Annotated in this window: 6 protein-coding genes; 1 reads left to right on the forward strand and 5 read right to left on the reverse strand. The window is 59.2% G+C overall.

The window, feature by feature from the left end:
• The 5 genes from ACETWG_11800 to ACETWG_11820 all read right to left on the reverse strand — a co-directional run.
• Window positions 1-2,662 (reverse strand): hypothetical protein (locus ACETWG_11800; GenBank protein MFB0517269.1); only part of this gene is annotated, 2,662 nt, incomplete at its 3' end.
• Between the two features lie 114 nt (window positions 2,663-2,776).
• Window positions 2,777-4,078 carry a BamA/TamA family outer membrane protein gene (locus ACETWG_11805; protein MFB0517270.1) on the reverse strand — a complete coding sequence of 434 codons (1,302 nt, stop codon included), beginning with the start codon at window positions 4,076-4,078 and terminating at the stop codon, window positions 2,777-2,779.
• Between the two features lie 271 nt (window positions 4,079-4,349).
• Window positions 4,350-4,577, reverse strand: coding sequence for a hypothetical protein (locus tag ACETWG_11810; protein ID MFB0517271.1), 228 nt, complete (start codon window positions 4,575-4,577; stop codon window positions 4,350-4,352).
• Window positions 4,578-4,880: 303 nt separating this feature from the next.
• On the reverse strand, window positions 4,881-6,014 hold the full coding sequence (locus tag ACETWG_11815) for a hypothetical protein (GenBank protein ID MFB0517272.1): 1,134 nt from the start codon (window positions 6,012-6,014) through the stop codon (window positions 4,881-4,883).
• Window positions 6,015-6,130: 116 nt separating this feature from the next.
• A complete protein-coding gene (locus ACETWG_11820; protein ID MFB0517273.1) occupies window positions 6,131-7,138 on the reverse strand; it encodes an FAD:protein FMN transferase in 1,008 nt (335 codons plus the stop codon).
• A 172-nt stretch (window positions 7,139-7,310) separates the two neighbouring features.
• On the opposite strand from ACETWG_11820, the gene ACETWG_11825 reads away from it, so the two are divergent.
• A partial coding sequence (locus tag ACETWG_11825) for a hypothetical protein (protein ID MFB0517274.1) occupies window positions 7,311-7,743 on the forward strand: 433 nt, incomplete at its 3' end.

Genomic DNA, 7,743 nt, shown 5'->3' on the forward strand with positions numbered 1-7,743 from the left:
AGGGTATGGCGGCACCCAGAGCCTCCAGTAGCAGCGGAAGGGTATCGCTGGTGGCCGTGGCCCCCTGCCCATCCCGGACTACCACCGTCCACAGAAAGATACCGGCCGAATCCAGGTAGGCCATTACATCGGTGGCCGGACCGGCCGGCAGCTCCTGGAGCACCCGCCGCCCGGTCGTATCCAGCAGCTGCCAGGTGTAAAGCAGGTCGTCGCCGGGGTCCAGGTTGGGGCTCGGTTCCCACCTGAAAGTAACCAGGGTATCCCGCCCGGCGTAGCGTATGCGCTGATCATACTCCAGGATCATTGGCTCGATCAGCCTGAAAGCACCCGGCGGATCGTTTACCGGTGTGACATTAACAGCAAAATCCCTGCTCGCTGCCCCGCCGCCCGGATCGCTGACCGTCATCCTGACTATCAGCTCCCCAAACCAATCGGCTTGCGGACGTATATCGGTCGTGAGCTCCCCTGCCCCTACGAAAGCGAGTGGCAAGGGACCACCGTCCGCGGTGGTAAAACTGAGGGTCAGCTCCGCGTGGGAGTGGTCGACATCACGGATATAGCGCCGCCAATCCAGGCGTACGATTTCATCCTCTACCAGTTCCAGTGTGGGCAGAACACTGATAGCGGGCGGATCATTTTCGGCCAGGATAGTCACCTTGAAGGCATCAAAAACCACCACGCTGGTATCGCCAGCATCCCGGGCCGCAATCACGAACGACCGGCTGCCGTGCCAGTCAGGGGCTACCGTCAGTACCAGCTCATCGCCCTCTTTCGCCAGACGCACTGCGTCGTCAGTGGCCGGCGTGTAGATCGTATAATGGGTCACAACTGTGTCCAACGCCCGGTCAGGATCGACGAAGATCTCAGACAACCTCCCGAGTACCACGGTACCTGGATCCTCCCGCAACACGATATCGGGAATGGGGGCCGCCAGCCGGGGCAGGTCATTCACCGCAGTCACAGCCAACCGGAACGTATCGGCAACCACGTGTCCCAGCTCGTTGACCGCCTGGACCACCACCTCACCGATTCCGTGGTAATCAGGGGTACCGGCCACCATCAGGTGCCCATCCGGCTCCACCACCAGCTGCATCCCCTGTCCAAAGGGGTGGAAGAGGCGGTAGGATACTTGATGATTGGCATCGTCGAATACCCTGGTCAAATCCGCCACCGGGTACCAGCCGGGAAAATCTTCCTGGATGGTGAGGTCCGGGATAACCTCCAGCCGCAGCAGGGGCCGGTCCAGGCCCCGGCCCTCGAAGGTGACCGGCAGCTCCTGGGGCTCGTCAAAAGTGCTATACCGCAATACCGCGGCACCTTTATAGTCCTGCATCTCGCGGGGACGGAAATAAAGCGGGATATCAAGCGTGTCGCCGGGCGCAAGACTGAAAACCAATGGTGGAAAGGAAAATACCTCCCGCCCGGCTGCCAGCTCTACGGCGAAGCTCACCGCTGAAGCGCCCCGGTTTTCCACCTCCAGCGGACGCATGGCCGTCAGAAGGACTGGCTGGGGGCCAAAATCTACCTGATGGATTGAAACCGAGAGCGGCAGGCTCACCTCCGCCCTGATGGTCAGGAGTATATCCGGCAGGCTTCCCGGCCCGGCGCCCCGGTCCGGCTTCAACTGCTGGCTGAAGGGAATTGCTGCCAGGTATAACCCCATTGACCGCGGTGAAAAAACTACTTCCAGATAGGCGGTTGCACCGGGCTCCACTTCCAGCTCAGCAGGTGTCTCGATCCACTCGGTCGGCCCTCCCCCGCCTTCAATGGCTGTGCTTTCCTCGTCGCCCTCGCCCAGATTGACCCGGCGCAGGACAACGGTTTCACCCGAGCCGTTACCCACCGCTACCCGCCGCCGATAACTGCTGCCAGCAAACACGTGGCCGAAGTTCAAAGTGTCCTCGACGAAATAGGCTGGCTGGAGGGCTTCGCCCTGGAGCCCAATGGCTACCTCGCCGACCACCTCCCCTACCCGGTAGGGTAGGCGAATCCGGGAATCAAGCAGGCCGGCAGATGTGGGCCACCACGATACCTTGAGCATCACCGATGACTCGCCCGGCATGATCTGAGGCACTGGCGACAGCTGCACCTCAGGCGGCAGGGACGGCTTGGCAGGAAAGGTGATGGGCAGGGTACCGATATTCTGGAGCTGAATAAAATCGGTCCTTTTGGAACCCGCGTAGCTGACCGGCCACAATAGAACCGACGGCGTCACCTGCAGCGGCGGTCTGGGCGTGGCGTTCAACGCAATGACCAGGGCATTGGTCACATTGTATTGGGGCGAGGCCCAATGGAAAATTACTTCCAGGTCGTGGGTGTCCAGGTCCACCTGGGTATAGGTGACCGGAAAGCGGACAAATTGCCCGGGACGGAGTGTCTGGAAGGGAAGGGTTACCTGTACAATCCTTTCGGGAAAGGTGAGAGAATCCAGCCTGATCAGCCCTTCGCCAAGATTGGCCAGATCCATGAACAGGGTGCGAGACTCTCCTGGTAGCAGCTCCTCAAAAAACAGGTAATCCGTGCTGGGACTGAGCACCGGCCCGGGAGCGTAGACCTCCGCGGTCTGGGCACCAGCCGTATCCGGCAAAGGATGTACTTGGTCCAGCGTATCGGCCTGCCAGGCATAAAGATGGTCGGTTAGACCGAGGATCAAGGCAAGCACGACGGTCGAGAGTCCGCGCCGGACTGAACTTGCAGGAATCACGATGGTAAAATTTACAACCTCCAGGAGAATGATACACCCGGGTGGGTGATATTCGGCGGTTGTGTCCGGGGATTAAATGGCGTGACCGATCCTCAGTCGAAATCTCAGGCGAGTGTCGTAAGGATTGGTCCCCAGATCAAGGGCCACGACGTACAGGATAGGGACGAATACGCGCAGTCCCAGGCCATAGCCCACCAGAGGCTGGGCCTGCCACAGGGGTTCCGCGGGACCATACCCCCAGCCAGCATCCACGAACAACACTCCCGACAGCCCCAACTCCATCTGCCAGAGAAGCCGTCGGGGTATCAAGGTCTGGCGCAGTTCCATGCTGGCGGCTGCGAGGCTGTTGGTTTCCTGCCGGCCTTGTACCTCAGGCGGATTCTTCCGCGGATCGACCCGGTAGCCGCGCACCCAATAACCGCCCACATACTGTTTGGCATAAAAGGGCGTTTCCTGAAGGTAATGTGCCACCGTCAGGCCCATACCGAAAACCAGCGGCCGGGGACCCGGGCGTAGAGGGTAAAACCAGGCACCCGCCACACGGACGTAGGTATAAGTAGGTGATTCCTTGTCCAAGCCTATCGCCGGCGAAACGTACAGGTTGAACCGGTAGCCTTGAGTGGGATCACGCCAGATATCGGTAGTGCGCAGAAGGAAGTCAAATTTGGATTGGAAAAAGCGGTGTACGGTGTCCTCGCGCCCACTTTTATCAAGCCAGTGAATCCTGCGCCGCTCCAGGCTCACCGCCCCCCATATACTCACTGTCTTCAACCGCGACATCTTCCCCAAACCCAATTCCAGGTCCTGAATCCGCGTGCGGAAGTTATGCACCGGATGCCCCCGATAAATCTGCAGCAGCCAGCCCGATACGCCGATCTGGTTACCGACCAACCACGGATCGGAGAAGACGAGCGCGTGGCTTTTTTCCGCCCCGTAGGTGGCGCTGATATCTAACCGCTGGTTTAGCCCCCGGAAATTGAGATAGCTCAACGCCCCACCATAGGACCAACCCAACTCATCCAGGTAATAAAATATCGGCACTGGCACCATTCGGATGGTCTCCACTACTTCTACCACCAGGGCTGCCTCTCCCGGTGCAGTCGGCCGGGGGTAGAGGTCCACCCACTCGAAAATGCCCAGGTTGTAGAGGCGGTCTCGATCCTTGCGTGCCAGAGTGGAGTCAAACGGCTGGTTAAGCGGGTGCGACAGCTCCCGGATGATAATGTGCTCCCGGGTCACTTCGTTGCCTTCCACGACCACACTGGTGATGAGCAATCCCTCACCCTGGGCGAAGAGCCCGGTGGCGGCCAGCAGCAATGGGAGCAGGCGGCTAAACACCACCCAATCCCTAGAAATAGTTGTGCTGCACGACATGGGTAGGTATTACTCCTGGAACCCTCACCATTTAATGATAAACAAACTACACTGGTGCATGGGTGGAATCAAGGATAGACCCTGCCGGGACGGCGTGACAGGTGGGCTTTCATTGCCGAAAACCGTCCGGCGGTGGAGGTTAACTCCTGGATATATTCAGTTCGTCCAGGCAATGAGCATCGGTCTCCCCTGGTAGGCTCTGGAGCATTAAAAAGGGCCTCACCTGGGGCGGCGAGACCCTTTTGGTTCAGGGGATTAGAAGAATTGTTGGTTACTTACGGCCGCGGGCCATCTTGGCTCGTGAAACGTCGCCGTTCTTATCAACGAAGTACAGGTAGCCGGGCTCACGCCGAACACTAGCATCAGCCACCTTTACGGCATCCCCACCTTTCTGGCCAGCCCGGGCCATCTTCGAACGCCATACGTTGCCGTCTTTACCCAGATAATACAAATAGCCTGGTTCCTTCCTCACGCCAACAACTTTGACCTTCTCTGCCATAACTGGGTTCTCCTTTTTAGTGGGTTATCAGATTAAACCTATACTGGGCCTCTCTCGACGGAGAATTTTGATCTGCCCGTCGAGAAAGTCAAGAAGTTTTACCTGCCATTTTGCAGCAGCAGACAAAATGCGCCCAAGGTGCATAACTACCAAAAAAAACAACACTCTCGGTACTATGCCCATCTTCCCGCGCCCAGCAAAAACCCACCTGAACATCGTGTACCGGCACACAGAGCAATCCATCCAAAATGCAGTGGCAGGAGTCCCGGTCATAGCCCTCATAGAAGGAGGCGGCCTGCAGCATTAGCCCTCCACGGCCCGCAGGAACCGCCCGACATATACCACAAGCCCCACTCCCTCCCGGAGGGTTCGCCACAGGCTCCCGCCATTGCCCAGCCCCTTATGGCTGTACAGGCTGGAAACATGCATCCGCACCTGGCGGGGGAGGAGGCGCTTCAAGGCCAGAGCCTCGGTATAAGGCACCATCCTATCATCGCGGCCGTGCAGGATCCAGAAGGGAAAAGCTATTCGGGGGTAAAATTGTGATGGGGAAAGCGCCTCCAAGACCGGCCTGCTATGTTGGAGAACTTTCTCCGCCAGAGCAGTACTTTCGGGATTACCGGGGGTCAAGATCAAGTCCGCCAACCGCCGTTCCTTGGAGGGCAGCATGGCCCGGGCAGCGTCCCCCTGGTCAACCCGGTCCAGGATATAATAGCCCAGTACCGCCCGCACCGCTTCTCTATCAAAGCTACCGGGGACGTGGTCAAGATAATTATAGAAAAAGATAACCTGTCCCCAGCGGTCAGGCGCTACGGTCACTTCCACCCCTCTGGCCTTCACGGTCCCGGTAAGGATGAAGCGGAGGGTGGTCTCCAGGTCACAGTAGCTGCCATACACCAGCACCGCCCTGGGGGCTGGCTGCTGCATCTCCTGATCAAGCAGGGCTTTCAGCAGGAGTCCACCGGCAAAACTGGTCCCGGCCACACTGATACGGCCGGGGCAGGTCCCTTCATAGCCCTGGATGTATCGATAAAACATGCTCATGGAGCGCATACTGGCCTTATCGATGATGACGGCCTTAAGCGTCGGCAGCCGGGGCACAAAAACCAGCAGCCCTACATGCGCCAGCGCCCGGGCCAGGTTGTCCAGGGCCGGGTGCTCCTCCCCATAGGAGGTGGCACCGTGGTAAATCACCAAAGCTGGCGCCACAGTGCGAGCAAGAGGCCGGTAGATTTTATAGGGCTGAAGGCCACTCCCCTGATGGGGGTAACGTTCAACCTGCACCTCGATCCGGTAAAGCAATCGGGCCAGTAAGGAATTCATCCCCCTGGACAGATATACCAGGAGCCCCACTGCCCGGAACAATCGCCAGCACCACCGCAGCAGCCATCCGGCCACCACCAGGGCAACCACCAGTAGCACAACTCTCACGACCATATCAGCCACTTTTCAGATACCGGCGCCTACGAACCACTGCCAGCCGCTGCAACAGCGCCGCTGGCGCCACGGAAGCAATAGGGTTATGAACCATTCCAGGGGGCAGCGGCATGGGGCTAGCGACTCATCCAGACGAATAAGCTGTCAGACATAGCTATACCGCCCTCGGGATCCAGTAGCATACCATCCACCTCAGGCAGGTCATTCAACAGGCGCAGGCCCTCCCCTGGTTCCATTACAAAAATACCCCGGGCAAGTCCGCCAGCCAATTCGCAGGAAGGGGCCACCACGGTGACCAAATTCAGTCGGCGAGCGGGGCGGCCAGTGGCAGGGTCCAGATGATCATAATAGAGCTCATCCCGATAGGTGTAGGCCCGATCATTCACCGAAGCGGTGGCAATCCCACAGTTCTCCCCGTACAGCCACAGGACAATTCCCCCCGAACCGGGGTCCCGCACCGGTAGCGGCCACCCCAGGCCGTCCGGTGAGCCCCCGCAGGCTACATGCGATCCCACCCGCACCTTGGCGTCCGGTACCCCGGCGAAAACCAGGTGGGCTAGAGCCTGATCGGCCACATAGCCTTCCTGAATACCCGTGAGGGAGACAGAGAAGGCGTCATTAGTAATGCGCACCTGGTAGCGCTCTGGCAGGAGCTGAATGGTTGCCCGCCGCAAGGGAAGCAGCATTTCCCGCACTATCCCTGGCTCCGGTGGACTGGGAAACAGCTCTGTAAAGCCATAGGCCCGCTCCAGATATCCCATAAACAGGTTCAGGCCGCCAGCGGTCAACCGCGAGACCTGGTCGGCCCGCTCCAGGATCAGGTACAGCTCGGGATCGGTGATGCTCCTGGTTTCATTGAGCCGGTACAAACCGCCATCAGTGTCGATCGGATCGAACACCTGCTCCAAGCGGCGGATCTCCGTGACGGCCAGTGTCGCCGCCACCTGCAGCTCCTCCCGGCTTTCCACCGCCAGACTCAGGACCACCGGCGACTGTAAAAAGTGGGTCTCAACCGTCATGACCGGGGTGAAGCGGGGCTTGCACCCCAGGACCATTAGTAGGCCCACCAGTAAGGTGATGCCATTCGATACCACTGATCGCAGCCGGCCGGCCCGGTCCCTCATAACTTCGCCATCCCCACACAAGTAATAGGTCCAAATATACGCCCACCGAGGCCAACCGGCATTGAGGTATCACATAGGTACGTCAAGAAACGAACCGGGAGGTTCCCACTGATGTTTTGCCTTCGATCTACGCCTAAATTCGCCCTACCTGGAACGTGTGGAGAGGTCCGTCATGACCATTTTTAAAACTCGGTGGACTTTACTTGCCTTACTGGTACTCGCCCTTTTCGGCAGCTGGCAGTGCAGCTTCCCACCCCCCGGCCCGTGGATGCTGCCGCTGCGAACCATTCAGCTGCCGGTCAGGGGCGCAACGGGTCAATATCTGACACCCTACCTTCTTGAGGTGCCAGACACCCTAGCGGTGGCTTATCCACCGCAGCTGCAGGTCATCGCCGACCCAAAACAGGACACCCTCCTTATCCGGAGCATGGATGACACACCCGGCAATTACCTGGTAAGCTTGCATTCCGGCCAGCGTACCGCTACCCTGGCCGTCCGCGTCACTCCCCGCACTCCAGTAACCTTCAAGTACTTCAGCGAAACCGGCGCAATCCATAAGGTCGCCGTAGCGGGCAGCTTCACCGATTGGCGGGCCGACCAACTGA

Source organism: Candidatus Neomarinimicrobiota bacterium (genome assembly GCA_041862535.1).
In the GTDB taxonomy this organism is placed as follows: Bacteria; Fidelibacterota; Marinisomatia; order SCGC-AAA003-L08; family TS1B11.